The 20,757-nt window shown below is 62.6% G+C and carries 19 protein-coding genes; 11 read left to right on the top strand and 8 right to left on the bottom strand.

Annotation, left to right across the window (positions count from 1 at the left end; translation table 11 throughout):
- Positions 1-21: 21 nt before the first annotated feature.
- From FJV43_RS31795 to FJV43_RS31845, 11 genes are all read left to right on the top strand, one after another.
- Complete coding sequence (locus FJV43_RS31795) at positions 22-1,092, top strand: aromatic/alkene monooxygenase hydroxylase subunit beta (RefSeq protein ID WP_239622955.1); 1,071 nt, start codon at positions 22-24, stop codon at positions 1,090-1,092.
- Positions 1,093-1,098: 6 nt separating this feature from the next.
- A complete protein-coding gene (locus FJV43_RS31800; RefSeq protein ID WP_212433623.1) occupies positions 1,099-1,470 on the top strand; it encodes an MmoB/DmpM family protein in 372 nt (123 codons plus the stop codon).
- Between the two features lie 119 nt (positions 1,471-1,589).
- Positions 1,590-2,612, top strand: coding sequence for an amidohydrolase family protein (locus tag FJV43_RS31805; RefSeq protein WP_239622956.1), 1,023 nt, complete (start codon positions 1,590-1,592; stop codon positions 2,610-2,612).
- Between the two features lie 5 nt (positions 2,613-2,617).
- A complete protein-coding gene (locus FJV43_RS31810; RefSeq protein ID WP_239622957.1) occupies positions 2,618-3,454 on the top strand; it encodes an iron-sulfur cluster assembly protein in 837 nt (278 codons plus the stop codon).
- Between the two features lie 84 nt (positions 3,455-3,538).
- Entirely contained in the window at positions 3,539-5,170 is a 1,632-nt protein-coding gene (locus tag FJV43_RS31815; RefSeq protein WP_239622958.1) for a molecular chaperone GroEL, read from the top strand.
- Positions 5,171-5,434: 264 nt separating this feature from the next.
- On the top strand, positions 5,435-5,929 hold the full coding sequence (locus tag FJV43_RS31820) for a hypothetical protein (RefSeq protein ID WP_239622959.1): 495 nt from the start codon (positions 5,435-5,437) through the stop codon (positions 5,927-5,929).
- A 119-nt stretch (positions 5,930-6,048) separates the two neighbouring features.
- Positions 6,049-8,097, top strand: coding sequence for a sigma 54-interacting transcriptional regulator (locus FJV43_RS31825; protein ID WP_239622960.1), 2,049 nt, complete (start codon positions 6,049-6,051; stop codon positions 8,095-8,097).
- 14 nt (positions 8,098-8,111) lie between these two features.
- The gene (locus FJV43_RS31830) at positions 8,112-8,558 is read left to right on the top strand and encodes a hypothetical protein (RefSeq protein ID WP_239622961.1); all 447 of its coding nucleotides are present in this window, start codon (positions 8,112-8,114) and stop codon (positions 8,556-8,558) included.
- Positions 8,555-8,863 (top strand): hypothetical protein, encoded by a 309-nt coding sequence (locus tag FJV43_RS31835; RefSeq protein WP_239622962.1) that lies wholly within the window; start codon positions 8,555-8,557, stop codon positions 8,861-8,863. The genes FJV43_RS31830 and FJV43_RS31835 overlap by 4 nt, the downstream gene beginning before the upstream one ends.
- Before the next feature lie 25 nt (positions 8,864-8,888).
- A complete protein-coding gene (locus FJV43_RS31840; RefSeq protein ID WP_239622963.1) occupies positions 8,889-10,004 on the top strand; it encodes a WD40 repeat domain-containing protein in 1,116 nt (371 codons plus the stop codon).
- 52 nt (positions 10,005-10,056) lie between these two features.
- Entirely contained in the window at positions 10,057-10,239 is a 183-nt protein-coding gene (locus tag FJV43_RS31845) for a hypothetical protein (protein WP_239622964.1), read from the top strand.
- A gap of 632 nt (positions 10,240-10,871) precedes the next feature.
- Here the strand turns inward: FJV43_RS31845 and FJV43_RS31850 are convergent.
- Genes FJV43_RS31850 through FJV43_RS31885 form a run of 8 tightly spaced genes read right to left on the bottom strand, consistent with a single transcriptional unit; the run spans position 10,872 to position 20,754 of the window.
- Positions 10,872-11,579, bottom strand: coding sequence for an SDR family NAD(P)-dependent oxidoreductase (locus FJV43_RS31850; RefSeq protein WP_239622965.1), 708 nt, complete (start codon positions 11,577-11,579; stop codon positions 10,872-10,874).
- Entirely contained in the window at positions 11,576-12,406 is an 831-nt protein-coding gene (locus FJV43_RS31855) for a TIM barrel protein (RefSeq protein ID WP_061879164.1), read from the bottom strand. The genes FJV43_RS31850 and FJV43_RS31855 overlap by 4 nt, the downstream gene beginning before the upstream one ends.
- A gap of 10 nt (positions 12,407-12,416) precedes the next feature.
- A complete protein-coding gene (locus FJV43_RS31860) occupies positions 12,417-13,031 on the bottom strand; it encodes an NIPSNAP family protein (protein WP_061879176.1) in 615 nt (204 codons plus the stop codon).
- 17 nt (positions 13,032-13,048) lie between these two features.
- On the bottom strand, positions 13,049-14,776 hold the full coding sequence (locus FJV43_RS31865) for an FAD-dependent oxidoreductase (protein WP_239622966.1): 1,728 nt from the start codon (positions 14,774-14,776) through the stop codon (positions 13,049-13,051).
- 22 nt (positions 14,777-14,798) lie between these two features.
- Positions 14,799-16,523: an FAD-dependent oxidoreductase gene (locus tag FJV43_RS31870; protein WP_239622967.1), complete on the bottom strand. Its 1,725-nt coding sequence runs from the start codon at positions 16,521-16,523 to the stop codon at positions 14,799-14,801.
- Between the two features lie 5 nt (positions 16,524-16,528).
- Positions 16,529-17,338, bottom strand: a complete 810-nt coding sequence (locus FJV43_RS31875; protein WP_239622968.1) for a ThiF family adenylyltransferase — start codon at positions 17,336-17,338, stop codon at positions 16,529-16,531.
- Positions 17,339-17,356: 18 nt separating this feature from the next.
- Entirely contained in the window at positions 17,357-19,888 is a 2,532-nt protein-coding gene (locus tag FJV43_RS31880; protein WP_239622969.1) for a branched-chain amino acid ABC transporter ATP-binding protein/permease, read from the bottom strand.
- Positions 19,885-20,754: a branched-chain amino acid ABC transporter permease gene (locus tag FJV43_RS31885; RefSeq protein WP_061879160.1), complete on the bottom strand. Its 870-nt coding sequence runs from the start codon at positions 20,752-20,754 to the stop codon at positions 19,885-19,887. Before FJV43_RS31885 ends, FJV43_RS31880 begins: the two co-directional genes overlap by 4 nt.
- Positions 20,755-20,757: the final 3 nt, after the last annotated feature.

Raw genomic sequence — 20,757 nt, forward strand, 5'->3', positions numbered from 1 at the left:
ACCAATGGGAGGAGAGAGACTATGACTGCCGTTCCAAGTGTTTCAGTCGGATCCGGCGCAGCCGGCGCTGCAGTATTTCCTGACTCCGACAGCCGCAAGTACCGCTATTTCGAGCCACGCAGCAAGCGGGCCACGCACTACGAGGACGTGACCGTTGACGTACAGCCTGATCCGGAGCGCTATCTGCTGCAGGACTGGATCATATCTTTCCCGAACGGAAAGGGCGCCTATACCAAGGACAACACGGCGGCGCTGAGCTCAAACTGGCATGCCTTCCGTGCTCCGGACCAGGAATGGGAGCGCACGCACTATCAGCGGCAGTCCAAGATCGAGGCGATGGTTCAAGCGGTGATCGCCAACGGCCGCAAGTCAGGTGCGCCGAAGTCGTTCGACAAGGCATGGATCAAGATCCTGCAGCATCACCTCGGCGCGTGGAAGCACGTCGAGTTCGGGCTCGGCACTTCGCTGATGCAGGCTCAGCGCTACGGCTACACCCAGATGATCAACAACGCGACGCTGACCAACTCGTCCTACAAGCTCCGCCTTGCCCAAGATATCACGCTCTACTTGGCCGAGATCGGAATGGATATTTCGGGCTTCGACGACGCAGCTGGCAAGCACGCCTGGCTCGAAGACAAGGGCTGGCAGGGTACCCGGGAAGCGATCGAGTCGATCATGGGCTCGACCGATTATCTTGAGCAGTACTTTGCCACCAACATCGTGTTCGAGCCGCTCGTCGGCGAGCTGTTCCGCAGCGGCTTCCTCATGCAGGCGGCCTCGTCGAACGGTGACTTCATCACGCCGTCCGTCATCTCGGCGGCGGAGGCTGACTATGAGCGCAATCTCGCGAATACGATCGACTTGATGCATCTGCTGGTCACCGATAATCAGCACGCAGCTCACAACAAGAAGCTGTTCCAGGGCTGGGTGAACAAGCATGTGGCGCTCGCGAACAAGGCGGTAGCAGGTCTGCAGCCGATCTGGTCGCAGCCGCATTCGAAGCCGGTGCAGTACGCCGATGCCCGCGCGCAGTCGGTCGAGCGCATCAAGAAGATTCTCGGCGAACTCGGCCTCACCCTTCCCAAGGAGTAAATTGCAATGTCCGTTGCTTCCAGATCTGCCACCAACCAGAACATCTTCCAGAAGATGGGAGACCTTCGTTTCGAACAGACGATCTCCCATCAGTGCGGGGTCACCATGAACGACAGCGTTGAGGCGCGCGCCATCGCCGAATTCATGGGGAAGAAGCCGAACGTAACCGTGACCTATCAGCCGGCCCTGATCCGCATCGACGGCGAGGGCAAGCTGATCTTCAAGATGGATGAAATCAGCGAAATTCTCGGCAAGGATATGACGGCCGAGATATTCGAAGTGAACACCTCTACCCACTACGGCCGAATGGTGCGCATCGACGACAACACGGTGACGCTGTTCGGCAACATGGACGAGGTCTTCGAATACATCGAGTGAACCTGTCTCCCGAGACTAGGTGGGCTGCGTCTGTCCGGATTGCAGCTCCACCATCTTCTCGCGCGGACGGTCGTTCCCCGACATCGATGGAAAAGCACCTATAAACGTTGGAGACTTTCATGTTCATAACTCCCACTGGCGAGGAAGTGTTCGTCATCGACGGTCACACCCATTTTTGGGACGGTAGCCCGGCGAATCAGCTCAACATCCACGGCAAGCAGTTCATTGATTGCTTTTATGCCTACCACACGTCGCTCAGTCCGAAGGACAAGCTTTGGCCCAAGGAGCAGTTCGAAAAGTACAGCGCCGAGCAGATGTATCGCGATCTGTTCGTCGATGGCCCGGACGACATGGCCATCGTGCAGTCGACCTACCTGACGGATTTCTACAAGAACGGCTTCAACACGATCGATCGCAACGCTGAGATGGCGAAGAAGTACAAGGATCGCTTCATCGTCAATGGCGCGTTCGATCCGCGCGATGGCGAGCGGGCGCTTGAATACATCCACTACATGAAGGAGACGTTCGGTATCAAGGGCGTCAAGCTCTATACGGCGGAGTGGAAGGGTGATTCGCGCGGCTGGAAGCTAACGGATCCCAACGCCTATCGCTGCTTAGAGCTCTGCGAGAAGCTCGGAATCAGGAACATTCATGTCCACAAGGGACCGACCATTATTCCGCTCGACAAGGATGCATTCGATGTTCACGACGTGGATCATGCGGCGACCGACTTCCAGGGCCTCAATTTCATCATCGAGCATTGTGGGCTGCCTCGACTGGATGACTTCTGCTGGATCGCAGTGCAGGAGACCAACGTCTATGGCGGCCTGGCGGTAGCGCTGCCGTTCATCCATGGGCGGCCCCATTATTTCGCCGAAGTGATCAGCGAGCTCCTGTTCTGGGTTGGCGAAGACAAGCTTCTTTTCGGCAGCGACTACGCGATCTGGACGCCCCGCTGGCTGGTCGAAAAGTTCTGGAATTTCGAGCTGCCGGAGGATCTGAAGCAGGAGCATGGTGTCGATCTCACTCCGCAGGCGAAAAAGAAGATCCTCGGACTCAACGCCGCGCGCCTCTATGGCGTCGACGTCGAGGCGCAGAAGGCGAAGCTCGGGAATACAGCTCACGCGATCGCGGCGGAATGACGGGGATGGACGAGGTCATCCCACATCGCGACCGAAGAACCGGCGAGGTGTGGACGCGCCTCGCAACGGTCACGGATCCTGAATTAGACGAGTCCGTGACCGACCTCGGGTTCGTCGAGCTCGTCACTGTCCATGACGATGGCGGGGTCGATATCGTCTTTCGCCTGCCGACCTACTGGTGTTCGGCGAGCTTCGCCTTCCTCATGGCCGACGACATGCGTCAGTCTGTGTCAGAGCTACCGTGGGTGCGGGAAGCGCGACCGGAACTCCGGGATCACATGGTCGCCCACGAGATCAATCGTGGCGTCAGCGAGGGGAAGTCATTCGCTGAGGCACTCAAGGACTTCGCGCCTGGAGGATCTCTTGACGACCTCCGCGAGAAATTCCGCCGGAAGGCGTTCGAGCGGCGCCAGGAGTGCATGATGCTGGCGTTGCGCGGACTGGGTTATGAGGATTCGGCTATCTGCCGAATGACTCTAGGCGCTTACGACGAAGTCGACTTTGGACCGGGAGAAGTCGCGCGCCAGAAGCTGCGCTACCGCGAGCTCCTGGTTGAACGGCATCTGGCCCAACTCCCCGACGATCGCGCCTTCGTCACTTGCGAGGGCTTCGCGATCATTCCTCAGGAGCTCGTTTCGTATCTGCAGCGGCTGCGAGGAGTGCGGATAAACATGGAGTTCAACAGCTCGCTGTGCAGGGGCCTTCTAGCTGCCCGCGATCGCGAATTCGATGGTGGTAGTCCGGAACGGGCATCCACCTGCGGTGCGTGTGGCAATGGTTGTGCCGGCTCGACCATCGGACTGGCGGCAACTGCCGAGAAACATGTCGTCGCGCCCGCGTGAGACGCGTCTGGGACTGCCGACAACGGAGCGGTCAGCAAGTCCGCCCGATCTGACAAACACGAGACCACGTGGGGAGTGAACGCAATGCCAAAAGTTCTGCTGCATGACATAGAGGCCCGTCGCGCCCTTGCGCGTGGAGTCCAGAAGCTCGCCGCTGCCGTCGAATCGACCCTTGGTCCCAAGGGCATGAATGCGATGGTCGACAGGCCAATCGGTACACCGATCGTGTCACGCGATGGCGTCACCATCGCGTCTGAAATCGAACTGCCCGATCGCTTCGAGAACATGGGCGCCCAGGTGGTGCGCGAGGCCTCGATGCAGACCAACGAAGTCGCCGGGGACGGTACGACGACGGCGATGGTGCTTGCAAATGGTCTCATTCAAGGAGGGGTTGCTGCCCTTGAGCGCGGCGCCAAGGCCGTGGATCTCTGCAAAGGTATTGACCGGGCCGTCGAAGTCGTCGTCGAGAGCCTGAAGAGCTCGGCAATTGCTGTCTCGGACCGCAAGACGCTCCAGGCGGTAGCGACGATTGCGTCGACCGATGCACATCTCGGCGGGCTGATTGCGGAGGCCGTGGAGCGCGTCGGCAAGGATGGCATCATCAGTTCCGATTACGGGCTGACGACGAACACGACGCTCGAGGTCGTCGAAGGCATGTCGTTCGACCGTGGTTACATTTCACACCATATGGTGACCGATGTCGAGAAGATGGAGGTGGTGCTCGATCAGCCCTACATTCTTCTGACGGATCTGAAGATTAGGACGCCGGGCGAGCTGTCGGCGGTGCGCGCAGCGGTCGCTTCGACCGGGCGGCCGCTTGTCATCGTCGCGGAAGAGATAGCGCCAGAAGTCGTGCCGACGCTGCTTGGCGACGGCAACCGCGGCAGGGTGCTGGTAGTCAATCCGCCCGACTATGGTCATTGGCGCAAGTCCATGATGGACGACCTCGCCATCATAACGGGAGGACGAGTGATCGCTCGCGAGCTTGGCGGCAGACTGGAAGAGGCCGGCCTTGCCGATCTCGGCACCGCCCGCCAGGTTCGGGCCAGTGCCCGCGAAACGGTGATCATTCGCGGCGCCGGCGACAATGCGGCGATCGCCGCGCGGCGCCAGCAGGTCGCTAAGCAATACGATCTGGCACCGCCGAATATCGAACAGGACAAGCTCAAGGAGCGGCTGGCGAAGCTCTCAGGTGGCACTGCCGTGATCTTCGCGGGGGGCGTCACTCCTGTCGAGCAAAAGCGTACGATCCAGTTGATCGACGATGCACTCAGTGCAGCGCGTGCTGCAGCCGAGGAGGGCATTGTGCCGGGTGGTGGCACCGCATTGGCACAATGCGCGCCGGTGGTCGCCCGCACGCTCGGCAACATCAATGGCGACCTGGGCGAGGGCATCAAACTGGTACGCGAGACACTGTCCCGGCCCGCCGCGTTCATTGCCCGGAACGCGGGGCACGATGCGGCAAAGGTCGTGGCCGACTTGCAGGGCGCGCCGGCGGGTGTCGGCTTCGACGCCGCCAACGGCAAGTTCCTCGACATGGTCTCGGCCGGCATCGTCGACCCGGTCCGAGTGACATATACGGCGCTTCGGAACGCGGCTTCCGTCGCCACCCTGGTCCTGACTACAAACACGCTGGTTGCAGACGTGCCGGAGTACATCGATCCGACACAGGGACCAGCATTGGGCGGCGGGGCAGAGAAGCTTGGGCGCGCATGAGGCACGTGTATGCGGTCCGTATTCCGCCGCGCTGGATACCGTGGCCGGATACTCGGATCAATCGCAAACCAGACCGGACAGAGACGGGCGGATCAACGGCCTCGACATCGAAATATGGTGTCGACAGCTTGAGCTCCGCGATCGCGTGATTGGACGGTGACAACGACCTAGAACGGGCTACAATCTTGGAAGCTCCGGCATGGCCGAAGGAGGCGGTCCAACAAGCCTTCATGGCCATCCGACTGACCGGGGAAGGAGGAGACCATGGTCCACATCATCTCGAAGCGCGACGGTCCGCACCGCGAGGAGGCTGCGGCGAAGGATTTCATTCAGAAGAACCGCACGAAGATCGACGCGGTCGCCAATCATCTGACCGGCGGGCGCTGGCAGGAGTTGCGCGATCCCACGCCTCCTGCTCAGCCCCAGCCATCAGGCAAGCTGTGGTACACGCCGCCGGGCCGTCCGAGAGAGGCGGAACCCTATGTGCGGATCAGCCTCAACGGCCGGGTCGTGATCGCAGATCTCGGGTCGGGGCGACAACTCCATTTTGTCGGCGAAGTGCGTGGAAAGGGCCAATCGCGATACTTCACCCTGGCGACGCGGGAGAACGGGATGTTCGATCCGCTGGATGAGGAAATCCGGAAAGTCCTCGCCGATCTTGAGGGCGTGAGCGTGCCCGACGAGACGTCCGAGCAGAGTCTGGAAGAAGTCATCGCAGGCCGTCTCGGCTTGGATGCCGTCGCCAAAAGCGCCGAATGATCTCCGTGAGCCGGGCCTTGTGGGGATGACGATCCCGATCAGGTCCGGTTCAGGTCGTTTCTGCCGATCGGGTTGTTTGCCAACTTACGTATGGTGCTCCAATGCTGACGGAAACGCTCATGGCTAAGCCGCCGTTTTCGCTGGAAGGCTACAAGGTTCCGGGCGTCACGGATGTCGAGCAGGGACAGCCATACGATGAGCGAGAGACCAACAGAGCGTGGGAAAATTTTCTGACGTCCGGCGACCTCAGGCGCGAGAATGCGCTGGTGCGCGGTGTCATTGAGGAATCATGGAAGCGCAGCGTCAAGTCCGGAGTCAATGCCCATTGTAAGGGCAGCAATCTCGTGGCCTCGCCGGACCATCTCTATGAGCTTCGTCTGAAGAACGATGACTTGCTGGGTTCGAGCGCTCAGACGTTCCGCCGCGTCGCCGAAGTGCTTGGTGACGCCGCGACCATGCTGGTTATCACCGATAGGAACGGCGTCGTGCTCGATGTGGGCGGTGATCAGCGGACGATTGATGCAGGGCACGATATTCGCCTCGAGGTTGGCGCCGCCTGGGGTGAGACGGTGACAGGCACTAACGGCATCGGCACTGCGCTCATCACGGGAAAACCGGTCCACGTCCATGCAGCCGAGCATTTTTCCGAAGGCATCAAAGCCTGGACTTGCGTCGGTAGCCCCATTCGCAGCCCCATCGACGGCAGTATCATCGGCATCATTGATTTTTCCGGACCTCAGGCGATCTTTCACCGGCATAACGTCGCACTGGCGGTGATTGCGGCCAACCACATCGAGCTTGCGCTCTCGGAAAAGATACGCCTTGAAAGAATACGGCTGCTCGAGGCCAGCATTTCGCGGATGCCGGGGATGGGCAGCGGCGACGGAGTGGTGATTCTCGACCGCTTCGGCAGGGTCGTTCATCACAATGACATGGCGTCGGTTCGTTGGCGACGGATCGCGCAGTCCGGCGACTTGAGCGTCGGAAATCGGATTCTTCCAAGCAGCGATGGTCGTTTGGCTCAAGACCTGGCCAATGCGCTGCCGGAGGAATTGCAGGAACAGCGGATTGAGCCACTGCTCGTCGACGGTATTGTGAAGGGGGCAATGCTCGTGCTCGCATCGAGGCCGCGGATAAATTCCGCCGCGTCCCAAGTTTCGCCGATAGCGCGCGCAGCTCTCATGTCAGCAAAGGACGCGATTGTCGGATGCAGCGAAGCATTGATGCAAGCGGTCGAAAAGGTTGAACGGGCGGCACTCGGCCGAACGGCTATTCTGCTCGAGGGCGAGACGGGAGTTGGCAAGGAACTGTTTGCTCGTCTCGTTCACGCCGCCAGCCAGAAGACCGGCAAGGAGCCTTTCGTCGCCTTCAATTGCGGTGCGGTCTCGAAAGAGCTTCTTGGCGGTGAATTGTTCGGACATGCCCCAGGTGCCTATACCGGCGCGACGCGAGAAGGAAAGTCAGGCCGTTTTGAATTTGCCAATGGCGGCGTGCTCAGCCTCGACGAGATCGGCGAGATGCCGCTGGATCTGCAGCCGTATCTGCTCCGCGTGCTGGAAGAGCGTGCGGTGTACCGCCTCGGCGACAACAAGCCGCGTCCGGTGGACGTCCGGCTCGTGGCGTCGACCAACCGGAATTTGAAGCAGGAAGTGGCGGAAGGACGTTTCCGCAAGGATCTGTATTTCCGGATCAGCGTTGTCAAGATCACTATCCCGCCGCTCCGCGCGCGCTTGGGTGATGTCGAGATTCTGATCGATCATTTCAATCGACAATTCGCGGAGACCTATAGCACCGAACCGGTACGTTTCGAGGCAGCCGCAATGGAATTGTTGCGGCGCTATAGCTGGCCGGGCAACGTTCGGGAACTGCGCAATCTGATCGAAAACCTGGTGCTGATGACGCTCACCGGCGTGGTGACGCCCAGGGAGTTGCCCGAGGATTTCCTGGAAGCAGCATCGGTCCTGCCAAGTCCGGGCGCCTTGCAGACAAGGCATGGCACCACGGGACCAGAAGCCGAAGAGATCGCACGCTTCGACGATATAGAGCGTCGTGCCATCGAAAGAGCCGTCGCAAACGCAGGTGGCAACATTGCAGCCGCCGCCGAGAAGCTCGGCCTTTCGCGCGCCACGCTGTATCGCAAATTGCATCAATATCGTTCGCGGATATGAGGACAGGATCACGCATGGCGACGGCCTGGGGCGGAAAAATGGGGGCAGAGGAGCCTGCCGCTGCGGCGCTCGCGTCGCAGATCCTTTCGCGTGCGGACCGCGACGTAACCTTCATGGTGCACCTGGTTGGCGAAAGCCAAGATATGCTGGTTAGGCATTTCGTAGTGTTCATTGAGACCGAACTCGTGAATCGCGGCATCAGCTATGGCGCGCATCCGCTATTGCGTCCTTTCATCGAAACGCATGCGCGTGAATTGACGGAGTTTGTTTTGCAAGGCATTGGTTTGCGGCATCAGTTCGGTCTGCAGGCGCTAGAGAACATGGCTGGTGATCCGTCGCGGTTGCTGAGGATCGATCTATGGGACTCGCTGGGATCTCACATCAATGATGCGCAGCGTCACTTTGTATCGGGCGTGGGTGGCCTGCGGCGGATCCTGGTCCAGATCGAGACTGGTGCATGAGGGCCGGCCCGCCGACCGTTGTCGAAATGCTGACCCAGCGGCTGCAGGTCGTTCAGGAGATATCGGCGGCCCAATCGCGCAATTTGCTCAACCGTCAGCTTGGGGGCGGCGCCGAATTCGAGATTCAGTGCATCGAGCAAGAGATTGCGGCCTCCGGCTGTTCGCGTGAACTCGCCAGAACCCTCGCGGATGCGCGCGAGCGCTTACGAAAGGCAAATGCCGAGATGGCAGAATGCGACGCTCATTGCGCCGTGCTGGAGCAGCGCCTTGAAGAACTGGACAGGCGGATTGCCGCTAGTAGTTGAGACGACCCGAACGTGAGGCGACTCGATGGATACGATGGAAGCAGAGATCGCGACGCTCTATGAATTGCTTGGGCGGCATTGGACGGTGGGTGCGGCCGTTACAAATACGGCCTTCGATCCAGCGGGACAGGTAGTTGCGTTTGCGCTCGCCGATGGCGCGTTGGCGATAGCTCCGCTAACTGACGTCGAGCCGGCGCAAGATCGCTGTCGCGTGGCGCTCGACGAAGGTCGGACGACGATTTCACCGCGACGGAGACCGGTGCCTCCATTGACGAAAGTGATAATCAGCGATGCCCCGCTTCATCTCGCTCCGCTCGGGACCTCGGATTTCGTGGTCAGTGATCACGGCCGCTTGCTTCGTGTGTCGGCGTCCGGTGTCACACGGGTGGTCTCGAGCAACGGGGCGCCTATCGATGTCATTGCCCCGGTATCGGCGGGGGACATCCTGACAGCATCCGGCGGGTCAATCATATTTTACGATTCCAATGGTGAAGTCGCCTGGCTCCAAGAGCGGGTCGGAGGGCATGCGTCGGCAATGGCTGTATCGCCAGATGGCCGGCGCTTTGCGATTGGAACCGACGGTTGTCTGCTCGTCCGCAGCTTTGGACCAGGACCCGAACCCTCCGCCTCATTTGAGTTGGGCTCAGTCTCAGCCCTGTCGTGGAGCCCCGATGGGAACTGGTTGGCGGTGTCAGTCGGGAAAGCAGGCATTGTTTTGGTGCGTCTTGCCGATGCGCGGATCGTCCGTATTCCGACCTATCCTGCAACCGTTGCATCCCTTTCGTGGAGCACGGATTCCCGCGTCCTTGTTACGAGCGGAGCCTATCGGATGATCGCATGGGACGTTTCCAGCCTTGACGACGAAAGCGAGCAGCCGACGAACCTCGCTACGGGGCGCGCCCGGTTCGTCCTTGTCGAGACGGTAGATATTCACCCAGAGCGTCGCCTGGTTGCGGCGGGTTACGCCGACGGCATGGTCGCGGTCGCGAGGATCGGACAATCCGACGAATTGGTCGTCAGGCCGCCTGGTCGAGGCGCCGCCCACATCCTGCGTTGGTCCAGCGACGGCGAGCATCTTGCAATCGGAACAAGCGACGGGGAAGCGGCGATCGTGACGTTTCCTCCGTACATTTTCAAGTAGTTAACCCGGTGCCAAGCCGGAGAGCTCTGCCAGCATCATCAGGAGACAAGTTATGACAGCCACCCGATCGCTCAACGAAGCCGAAAGCAAGGATCAATTCTTTCAAGAACTGGCGGAACTCTCGGAGCGCATGATCGCTGCGCATGGAAAGGAATTTTCGATGGGCGCTTTGGTGCTGGCCGCGAGGTTCATCGCTGAAAATAGGCCCTTCGAGCGAAGCGCAGCAACGCAGTGATCCGCGCTTCTGCTAAAGGCGAAATTCGTGGTGGGCGATTGAGGGGGGACGATATGTTAGAGAGACTTTTTGGGGACGATGGACTTCTCCTGCGGGCATTCTGCGCTTCAATTTCCTGTTTGGCGGCTTCCGGTCGGCTCGATCTGAAGGTTTGTCCAATTTGATCGGGTCGTTCACACTCTGTTGACAGTTGGACCATCCGCGCCAACGCTAGACCCAGATCCATCTCGTTAGGGCATTCGTGCTCGGCATTGAGCTTCCTGGCTCGCCACCACCTTTATTGTAGTTGAATGGCAGGCGTATTCGGGCGAATGATACTTGGCGAGCAGGTTCAAGAGGGCAGCAAGCATTGATACGCTGACATTGCTTTTTCGATCGCGACGCAGGATTAAGTTGTTGGGATATCAAGACTATCGCTTTTCCGTGGCCCCCATGATGGATTGGAGCGAGAGTTTAGGTTTTTCAATTGGTTAGAAGGCGGTGTGTGCACGACGTGTGCACCGGGAGATCAAGAAAAATCCAGTACCAGCCAGCATCTGCAGTCCTTGTCGGGTGTCGCGTGACGTCTGCGTGAGAGCGGGCGATGCGCACAAAAAGAGAAGCCACGACATCTCATCTTGCTGATCTCTCGTCTAATATGTCGCCCGTCCTCCGGACAGGTCGAACACGGCCCCGGTTGAGAACGAGCACTCGTCGGAGGCGAGCCAGGCGACCATGGCGGCCACTTCTTCGGGGCGACCGGCGCGGCCGAGTGGGATCTTGGCCAGCACGTTGCGGTAAGTCTCCTCCGACATCTGCTTGACGAGGTCGGTGGCTATCACCGCCGGCGCGATAGCGTTGACGCGGATGTTGGTGCTCGCGAGCTCCTTGCCGAGGGATTTCGTCAGCGCGATCACGGCGGCCTTGGCTGCGGAGTAGCCGGTCATGCCGGCATTGCCTTCCTTGCCGGCGATCGATGCCAGGTTGACGATGTGTCCGGCGTTCTGCCGGCGCATCGGCGCGATGGCCGCCTTGCAGCACAGAAAGGTGCTGGTGAGATTGACGTCGAGCACGCGTTTCCAATCGGCGAGGCTGTAGTGCTCGATGTTGACCGTGGGGCCTGTGATGCCCGCGGCATTGACCAGTACCTCGATCCTGCCGAAACGATCGAGCAGGCGCGCCATTGCGCCACCGACCGCGGCCTCGTCGGTGAGGTCGATGCGTTCGTCGGCCCGGTCAGCCAGATCCCAGACGACCACGGTTGCGCCGGCGGCAGCCAGCCGCGCGCGAACCGCCTGACCGATGCCGCCGCAGCCGCCCGCGATGACGGCGACACGTGATAAGAAATCGAGGCTGGTCATGCTGTGGCTTGTCCTTCCGCGGTCTCGGCCACGATCCGGCGGGCCGCAGCAAGCGCACGCCGGCTCCATTCTTCCGCACCGAGCTTGGGCAGCCATTCGTCATTCGGGATTTCAATGCTCAGCGGCAGATCGCCGGGCAATGCACGCACCATTCCGCGCAGGTCGATGCCGCCGTCTCCCGGCAGCAGCCGGGCGCATCGCGCGGTGTAGATGAGCTGCTCATTGGTTGCGGGAATGCCGGCCGGTGCGTCGCAGAGCTGGGCGTAGCTGAGGAGCTGCCGCGGCATGCTTGCGATGTCGTCAAGCGTGGTCGCCGAGCGGCCGGCGTGCAGCGAGTCGACCAGGATGCGGCCGTTCGGCTCACCGGCATTGGTCACGATGCGGAGCGCCGCCTTTGCGTTCTTCACCGCGGTCCACGGCATGAATTCAAGGTCGGCGGTCAAGCCATAAGGCGCCGCGGCGCGGCAGAAGGTGGCGAACGACTCCGTCAGGCGCGCTTCGTCCGGATCATCACCCGCGACCAGGATGGCGCGAGCCTTCAGCCTGCCGGCGGTCTCGAGGAACGAAGCGAAGTGGTCGGCCTTGAAGTCCGCATTTAGCCGCGCGATCTCGACGTCGAAGATGGGCACGCCGGTGTCGTCGATCCGGCGAATGGTCTCGCGCAGCATCGCGGCGTCGGTCGGAAGCGGCGAGAAGTCGCCGCCGGGCGCCGCGGGTGCGATGCGAACACCGATCGCCTGGTAGCCGAGCTTGTTGGCCAGCACGACGGCCTCGGGCGGCGCCAGCGGTGTCGAGGTGAGATAGGCGAGCGAATAGATGTGTGTCATGGCGATCGCCTTAAGCCAGCGGCGAAATCGCGGTCGGCAGCGCGATAACCGAGCGCATGTCGCCGGTCAGCCAATCGGGCCCGCCCTTCGGCGGCCAGACACCCTTGGCGACGGACTCGGCGCGCACCGCGGCGCGGGCATCGAGGCTCGCGAACGGCCAGATATGGGTGAAGCGCGGCGGTCCGTCGAGCGAGTACATGGCGATCGAGAGCGGCGACAGCTTGACGCGCTCGGGTATCGCGGCTTCCCACGCCGCGATCGTCGGAGCTACACCGCCATGCTTGAGCCGATAGGTGCGGATTTCATACACGCTGCCATACTTGCCCGGCACGACCGGCGGCAAAAACGGGAAGGGCGCATAGGTGTCGAAGTTCATCTGCGTGATGGCTTCGCCGGCGCCAAAGGGATTGGATGTGCGCAGCGCCCCCTCGCGCTCGCTGCGCCAGGCTTCGTGATCGGCAAAGGAGCGCAGCACCAGGAGCTGATTGAGGTCACTGAACTCGCTGGCCCAGCAGCCGAGCAGCGTGCCCTTGGCTTCCGATGCCCCGACATATTCGCCAATACCGGCTACAGCCTTTGCCGCGGTTCCGAGCTTCACTGTCAGCGTTGCTATTTCGTAGAGCATGTTGTTTCTCCTTGCGGTCATGCGGCTGCCGACCTGTTGTTCTTGAGCGGAATTCCACTGGCGTGATGAGCGGCGACGTACCCGAACGTCATGGCCGGACCGAGCGTGATTCCGCCGGAGGGGTAACGGCCGGCCATGATGCTCGCCATGTCGTTGCCGACGGCATAGAGGCCGTCGATCGGGCTGTGTTCGGCATCGAGCACCCGGGCGTGCTCGTCCGTGTCGAGGCCGGCGAAGGTGCCGAGGCTGCCGGCAACGATCTTCACGGCGTAGAACGGGCCGGCTTCGATCGGCGCGACGCATGGGTTTGGTTGATGCGTCATCTCGCCCTGCACGCGATTATAGGGCGTGTCGCCGCGGCCGAAGTCAGGATCCTCGCCACGTGCGGCAAAGCCGTTGTAGCGCTCGATCGTCGCGCGCAAGCCGGGAGCCGAGATGCCGCAGGCACTGGCAAGCGCCTCGATGCTCGCGCCTCGCTTCAGATAGCCGTTGCGAAGCCAGGGCGTGATCGCGAACGGGATCGGGCGAACGCGGCCGAGCCCATAGCGCCTGAGGAATCTTGCGTCGCAGATCGCCCAGGCCTCGGCCGGCTGGCCCGCAGGCGTGGCGGCAAACAGCGCCTTCATCACGTCGTGATAGGAATCGGCCTCGTTGGCAAAGCGAGTTCCGTCGTCTCGCACCATGATCAGGCCCGGCTTGGCACGCTCGATCAGATGCGGGAAGCGGCCGACCGAACCGTCGCGATGCGGCACCAGTGACACCGGCGCCCAGGCGCCATTGTCGGACAGGTCGGTTCGCGTTCGTCCGCCGGCGGTCTCGCCGAGATTGATGCCATCGCCGGTGTTGCTCTCCGGTGCGGCCGACCAGTGTTCGCGGCCGGTCGGCGCATGCGGAAACATGGCCGCCTTGCGCGCGGTGTCGTGCGGGAAGCCGCCGCAGGCGAGGACGACGCCACGCCGGGCGCGGATGTCGAGCGGTGTACCGTCATGGATGATACGTGCGCCGGCGATGCGGGATCCTTCCGACAGCAGTGTCTGTGCCGGAGCCGACGTCATGATACTGACGCCGAGATCGTCGGCGGATTTCACCAGCCGCGCGATCAGCGCATTGCCGTTGACCAGATGCATGCCGCGGCCGAAGCGCAGGACGTCGAGCAGGTGACGGGCAAGGCGGCGCGCGACGTGGAGGAACGAGGTCAGCGACGAATGCGCGTTGAGGAAGTGCCGCAGATCCGCGCCTGAGGCGATCCCCATGCCAAAGGGCGAAGTCTCAGCGAGCGGCGGTTTGAGATCGCGGATGCGCGGGCCGAGCGCGCGGCCGTTGAACGGCGCGGCACAGACGGAGCGCCCGCCGGTGGCGGCGCCCGGTGTCTTGCCGTGAAAGTCCGGGATGGCGTTGCCGTCGATGAAGGCGAGCTGCGTCTCGCTACTGAAGAAATCGACCATGCGCGGACCCTGATCGAGAAACATCTCGATCCGGCTCTGGTCATATCCCTCGGCCAGCTCGTTGCTCAGATAGCGCTTCGGCTGGTCATGCGGTTCGACGATGCCAGCGGCCAGCGCGAGCGGGTTGCGCGGAATCCACATCCAGCCGCCGGACCAGGCGGTGGTGCCGCCGAGCTGCGCCTCTTTCTCGACCACCACGACGTCGAGGCCGAGCACGGCGGCGGTGACCGCCGTGGACAGGCCTCCGGCGCCCGAGCCGATGACGAGCAGGTCGCAGTCGAGGCGTTGACTGTTGTCCATGAAAGTCTGTCTCTCGGCCCGCTTAAGCGGCGTTGCGCGCTTGTGCACCGCCGAGGGCATGGCGCACGGCGCGGTAGGCGAAGGTGATGGCCGGGCCAATGGTGATACCCGGTCCAGGATAGGTCCCGCCCATGATGGAGTTTGCCTCGTTGCCGCACGCATAGAGCCCCGTGATCGGCCGGCCGTCAGCTCGCATCACTTGCGCCCATTCGTCGATGACAAGCCCGGTCGCAGCGCCGATATCGCCGGGATAAAGCCGCACGGCGTAGTAGGGCGCGGCCGCGATCGGGCCGAGCGTCGGATTGGGACCGACCGAGGCATCGCCGTTGACCCGGTGATAGGGCGTGGTGCCGCGGCCGAATTCGTCATCCTTGCCGCTTGCGGCATAGCGGTTCATCGCGGCGATGGTGACTTCGAGGTTGGCCGCGGGCACGCCGATCTTGCCGGCGAGTTCCGCAACCGTCGCTCCCTCGGTCAGGTAACCGTCGGCGAGATAGGGAGCGAGGTTGCCCGTCCCCATGCGCACCATGCCGAGGCCGTATTTCTTCAGGCCGACCGCATCGGTGATGATGAAGCAGGGGATGCAAGGCACGGTCTTGTTGTGCTCGAACATCGCGCGCCCGAACAGGTGATAGGAGACGGATTCGTTGACGAAGCGTCGTCCGGTCTGGTCGACACAGACGGTGCCGGGCTTGCTTCGGTCCATGACGAAATGCGGAAAGCTCGCGGTGCTGCCGTCGGGGCGGCGCCGGATCGAGACCGGAGCCCAGAACGCGCTGTCGAGATTGCCTTCGCCGAGGCGCGCGCCAAGTCGCAACGCGATGTCCTGCATGGCGCCGGTGTGCCCCGGTGCCGCTGGGCTGTGGCTCTCGCCCTGCGGCAGCAATTCGCCGCGTCGCTGCGGATGTCTGTTGAACCCGCCGGCGGCCAGCACGACGCCGTGTGTCGCCGTGACCTGTCGCGTTGTGGTACCCGAGCTGAGCTTCACGCCAGTGACGGCGCTGTTCTCGGTGACGATGTCCTGCACTTCGGTCCGGAGCAAAATGTCGACGCCACGGGCGTTCAGCGATGCGAGGAAACGGCCGATCAGCGCGTTTCCCATCACCAGCCGCGATCCGCGCCGACCCTTCAGCCTGTCACCAGCATAGTGCGCGAGAATCTTCGCCGCGTGGGCAAAGGAGCGCGCCGACTTCTTGATAGCGAGAAGGTGGCCGATATCAGTGCGATCGACCATCATGCCGCCGAAAATGGTGAACTCCGGAATCGGCGGGCGAATCTTATCGAGATCGGCGCCGAGGCCGCGGCCGTCATACGGGACCGGTTCCAATGCGCGGCCGCGCATGGTTGCGCCCTCGAACTGCTGCTCGTAATCGGGATGGGTCGCATAGGGACGGAACTTGACCTCGCTGTTGGCCTCGAGCGTTGCGACCGCCGCAGGTGCACTGTCCAGGAACGCCTCGCGCATCGCCGCGGGCGAATGGTTGCCGACCACGCCGTCGAGGAACTTGCGCACCTTCTCCCGGCTGTCGTCGGGATTGACGGTTTTGGAGTGATGCGAGTTCGGCATCCAGGTGGTCGCGGCCGAGATCGCGCTGGTGCCGCCGACATATTCGGTACGCTCCACCATGAGGACCTTGCGTCCTTCGATCGCCGCGAACAGCGCGGCGGCCATGCCGGCGGCGCCGGAGCCGATCACGATGAGGTCGTAGCGCGCATTTTGTGAGATTGCGTCGATGGTTTTGAACATGGCGCTTACCTCGATCCGTCGCGCACAAGCAGGAAGTCGATCATCGAGCTTTGCAGCGCATTGTACATGTCGGTGCCGGTCGAGGTCGGACACCCCAGACCTCGCGCCGCCGCGACAAGCGGGGAGACCGCGGGGCTGGTGATGACGCAGCCGACGAACGTGCCGGGCTTGAGCTTCGAGACGTCGACCGGAAGCGGATCGCCGGCTTTCATGCCAAGCGGAGTTGCGTTGGCGACGAGATCAAAAGCGGACGGATCGGCAGAGCCGGCATGGATCTCAGCCCGGCGCAGGGTCGTCAGCTTCGCAATCAGCTGGTCGCGGCGGGTGACGTCGTTGTCGTGAATGGCGAGCGAGCGAACGCCGGCTTCGACCAGCGCCATGGCGATGGCCGAACCGGCGCCGCCGGCGCCGACCAGCAGCGCGCGCTTGCCGGAGGGATCGCCGCCATTGGCGCGCACAGCGCCGACAAAGCCGAGCCCGTCGACGATGTCGCCGTGCCAGCCGCCTTCGGGCCGCCGGCGCATGATGTTGACGGAGCCGAGCAGGCGGGATCGTTCGGTAGAGCTGGCGCAGAACTCGAAGCAGGCAAATTTGTGCGGCACCGTCACGATGATGCCGTCGAGATTGCGGATCTCCGTTGCTGCCGTCAGGAGGCCCTTCAGATGGGCCCCGTCGACCTGAACGGGGACGAGAATTCCGTCATAGCCGCGATCGACGAAAGCCTTGGTGACGCCGCCGGGCGACTTCACCTGTGCGATGGGGTCACCGACAATGATGTTGAGGCGGGTTGCCCCGGTCAGGTTCAGGCTGATCATCTTTTTTTTCTCTTGTTGTTAAGCCGCTCCGCGGGCCTGAGCTGCTTCGGTCTGTACGACGCCGAGCAGCCGGGCCTGCAATTCGTGATCGCGTTCGAGGATCGTCGCGTCGCCGCTGAAGGCGATCTGGCCGTTCACCAGGACATAGACGCGATCGACGATGGGAAGGACGAGCTCGGCATGATGCTCGACAATGACCATGGCGACCTTGCCGCGCAGCTTGATGAGGGCGTCCATGACCTCCTTGACCACGGCTGGTGCAAGGCCCTCGAAGGGCTCGTCGAGCAGGATCAGCTTGCTCGGAACCATCAGCGCACGCGCGATCGCGACCATCTGGCGTTCGCCGCCCGACAGGCTTTCGGCCTTGGCGGAACGACGCTCGCGCAGACGTGGGAACAGCTCGAACACCGCCTCCAGTCCGAGGCCGCCCGCGCGCGCCGCGAGCTGCAGGTTTTCGGTGACGGTGAGGTTGGGGAACAGCCTGCGTCCCTCCGGCACCAGCGAAATGCCGAGCCGGTTGATCTCATAGGGTTTGAGGCGTGCAAGCGGCCTGCCTTCGAAGACGATGTCGCCGTTGCTGATGGTCAGCGTCCCGCAGAGGCTGCGGAGCAGAGTCGTCTTGCCGACGCCATTGCGGCCGAGCAGGGCGACGGCCTCGCCGACGTGCACGGTGAGGTCGACCGCTTCGAGCACCGTGCTACCGCCGTAGCCCGCGGAAACGCTGGTGGCTTCGAGCAGGACCGCGGCGCGGGCATGGGCGATGCGCTCGATCGCCGGAGGCGCGGCCTGCGCGCCGTCCTTGGCGGCTCCGAGATAGGCCGCGATCACGTCGGGATTGGCGGCAACTTCCGAGGGCTTGCCGTCGGCGATCATGCGTCCCTGGTGCAGCACCGAGATGCGGTCGGAGATCGCGAGCACGCGGTCGATGTCATGCTCGATCAGCAACACGCCGTGGGTCTGCGCGAGTTTCTTGATCAGGTCGGCGACGATGACACGGTCGGCTTCCGCGAGCCCTGCCAGCGGCTCGTCGAGCAGCAGCAGCTTGGAATCGATCGCAAGCGTGATCCCGATCTCGAGCAGCCGCTTGGCGCCGTGCGGAAGATTGACGCATTGCTCGGCCGCGACGTCGGCGAGACCGACGGCGTCTAGGATGGACCATGTCCGGGCGTTGGTCGCATCCAGGGCATAGGCATCGGTGAGTAACTGGCTCGATCCCTTGCGCTGGGCCTGCACCGCGACGCGGACATTCTCGAAGACGGTCAGGTTCGGGAAGATCGACAGGATCTGGAACGAGCGGCCGATACCGAGGCGGGCCCGCGCATGCATCGGCAGTTGCGTCACCTCGGTGCCGTCGAACACGATCCGCCCGCCGCTGGGCTTCAGCGCGCCGGATAGCATGTTGAAGAACGTGGTCTTGCCGGCGCCGTTCGGTCCAATGATGCTGTGAAGCACACCAGAACGGACCTCTAGGTCGATGCTCTTGGCCGTGACGAGGCTGCCGAAATTCTTGCTCAGCCCGAGCGTCTGGAGCAACAGCTTGCCACGCTCGAACCCGGCCGCGCTGCTCGCAAACGGGACGATCGCGGCAGGACGCGGCGGGATATCTGGGCGCACGAGCGTCCAGCGCTGGCGGCCGAACAGCCGCTGCCAGAGACCCTGGATGCCCTCGGGTGAGGTCAGGGCGAACAGCATCAGTATCGGTGCGAACACCAGCCACCAGTTCTCGGTGATGGCGGACAGGCGGTCTTCCAACAGAATGAAGGCAACGGCGCCCCATAGCGGCCCAAGGACGTGATGAACGCCGCCGAGCACGGTCATCAGCAGGGAATCGCCGGCATGCTGCCAGCTCAGATTGTTGGCGTAGACGCCCTCCAGCATCAGGGTCAGCAATGCGCCGCCGAAGCCGACGAAGGTCCCGGTCAGGATCAATGCGCCGTGACGGAAGCGGTGGACGTCGTAACCGAGACTGCTCGCGCGCTGTTCATTGTCCCGGATCGCCTGCAAGACGCGGCCGAAGGGGGAATGCGCGATCCGCCACAGCAGCCAGATGCAGCCTACCGTGACCGCCACCACGAAGACGTGGAACGACCATGCGCTGGTGAAGGTGGTGCGCTGAACGCTTTGCAGTCCGTTCTCGCCGCCGGTCACGGCCGTCCATTTGAACGCGATCTCGAACGCAATCTGGGAGAAGGCGAGGGTGAGCAGCGAGAAATACAGGCCTTTGCGGCGCAGGATGATCGCCCCAATCGCGAGCGCGAGCAGGGCCGAGAATATCGTTGCGAACAGCAGCGACACGAGGTCGTTGCCGTAGCGCCCGAGGATGAAGAAGGCCGCCGCATAGCTCGCACAGCCGAAGAACACCGACGCGCCGAACGGCACGAGGCCGGTGTAGCCCACGAGCAGGTTCACGCCGGCGCCATAGAGCGTGTAGATCGCGATCTGCGTGATCAGCGAGATCGGCGAGCCGAGCAGCGACCAGAGCGCGGTCAGTGCGGCAAGGACGAGGGCGGCGACGAACGCCGGATGACGTAGCGCAGACAGATGTGTCACTCGAACCTCTCCCAGCGTTCACCGAACAGCCCGCGCGGGCGGATCAAGAGGATGGCAGCCATCAGAATGTACATGGCGGCTCCCGACCATTCCGGCTGGAACTGAATGGTCATGGCCGTGGTGATGCCGACGAGAAGGCCGGCGACAATGGCGCCGAGGAAGGAGCCGAGACCGCCGATGGTCACGATGACAAAGGCCGGCATGATGGCGCCGGCGGCCATCGACGGCGTGATGGTCCAGAGCGGTGCCGCCAGCAATCCGCCGAGGCCGGCGAGCAGGCAGCCGATGCTGAACACCCCGGTGAAGACGATCGGCAGGTTGATGCCGAGCAGCCCGACCATTTCAGGGTCACGCGATCCGGCGCGGATGATCCGGCCATAGGGTGTATAGGCGAGAAACGCCCAGAACAGCACGAGCACGAGGACCGTCGTCGCGAGCACGAACATCCGGTATTTCGTGATCAGGATCGGGCCATATTCGACGAAGCCTGCGAGGAACTTTGGCGCGGCGAACGGAACCGGCGCGCCACCGAACACCAGCCGCAGCGCGGCCTCGGCCAGCAGCGCGAGCGCGAAGGTCAGGATCAATCCGAGCAGCGGCTCCTTGCCATAGAGATGCCGGATCAGGACCATCTCGACGACCACGCCGATCAGGCCGGTCAGGATGGGAGCGGCGAGCGCGGCCCACCAGCCGAATTCCTTGTTCAGGGCATAGGCAAGATAGGCTCCGATCGCGAAGAAGGCGCCATGGGCAAAATTGACGATGCCGAGCATCCCGAAGATGATCGACAGGCCGATCGCGATCAGCACGTAGAGAAAGCCCAGCACCAGGCCATTGACGGCCTGCGACAGGATCATATCGAGCATGGC

This window comes from Bradyrhizobium sp. I71 (assembly GCF_022354745.1).
GTDB lineage: Bacteria > Pseudomonadota > Alphaproteobacteria > Rhizobiales > Xanthobacteraceae > Bradyrhizobium > Bradyrhizobium liaoningense.

Bases quoted from the DNA above. Each gene is read 5' to 3' on its own strand.
- FJV43_RS31795 (WP_239622955.1), top strand. From the start codon at position 22: ATGACTGCCGTTCCAAGTGTTTCAGTCGGATCCGGCGCAGCCGGCGCT.
- FJV43_RS31800 (WP_212433623.1), top strand. From the start codon at position 1,099: ATGTCCGTTGCTTCCAGATCTGCCACCAACCAGAACATCTTCCAGAAG.
- FJV43_RS31805 (WP_239622956.1), top strand. From the start codon at position 1,590: ATGTTCATAACTCCCACTGGCGAGGAAGTGTTCGTCATCGACGGTCAC.
- FJV43_RS31810 (WP_239622957.1), top strand. From the start codon at position 2,618: ATGGACGAGGTCATCCCACATCGCGACCGAAGAACCGGCGAGGTGTGG.
- FJV43_RS31815 (WP_239622958.1), top strand. From the start codon at position 3,539: ATGCCAAAAGTTCTGCTGCATGACATAGAGGCCCGTCGCGCCCTTGCG.
- FJV43_RS31820 (WP_239622959.1), top strand. From the start codon at position 5,435: ATGGTCCACATCATCTCGAAGCGCGACGGTCCGCACCGCGAGGAGGCT.
- FJV43_RS31825 (WP_239622960.1), top strand. From the start codon at position 6,049: ATGGCTAAGCCGCCGTTTTCGCTGGAAGGCTACAAGGTTCCGGGCGTC.
- FJV43_RS31830 (WP_239622961.1), top strand. From the start codon at position 8,112: ATGGCGACGGCCTGGGGCGGAAAAATGGGGGCAGAGGAGCCTGCCGCT.
- FJV43_RS31835 (WP_239622962.1), top strand. From the start codon at position 8,555: ATGAGGGCCGGCCCGCCGACCGTTGTCGAAATGCTGACCCAGCGGCTG.
- FJV43_RS31840 (WP_239622963.1), top strand. From the start codon at position 8,889: ATGGATACGATGGAAGCAGAGATCGCGACGCTCTATGAATTGCTTGGG.
- FJV43_RS31845 (WP_239622964.1), top strand. From the start codon at position 10,057: ATGACAGCCACCCGATCGCTCAACGAAGCCGAAAGCAAGGATCAATTC.
- FJV43_RS31850 (WP_239622965.1), bottom strand. From the start codon at position 11,579: ATGACCAGCCTCGATTTCTTATCACGTGTCGCCGTCATCGCGGGCGGC.
- FJV43_RS31855 (WP_061879164.1), bottom strand. From the start codon at position 12,406: ATGACACACATCTATTCGCTCGCCTATCTCACCTCGACACCGCTGGCG.
- FJV43_RS31860 (WP_061879176.1), bottom strand. From the start codon at position 13,031: ATGCTCTACGAAATAGCAACGCTGACAGTGAAGCTCGGAACCGCGGCA.
- FJV43_RS31865 (WP_239622966.1), bottom strand. From the start codon at position 14,776: ATGGACAACAGTCAACGCCTCGACTGCGACCTGCTCGTCATCGGCTCG.
- FJV43_RS31870 (WP_239622967.1), bottom strand. From the start codon at position 16,523: ATGTTCAAAACCATCGACGCAATCTCACAAAATGCGCGCTACGACCTC.
- FJV43_RS31875 (WP_239622968.1), bottom strand. From the start codon at position 17,338: ATGATCAGCCTGAACCTGACCGGGGCAACCCGCCTCAACATCATTGTC.
- FJV43_RS31885 (WP_061879160.1), bottom strand. From the start codon at position 20,754: ATGCTCGATATGATCCTGTCGCAGGCCGTCAATGGCCTGGTGCTGGGC.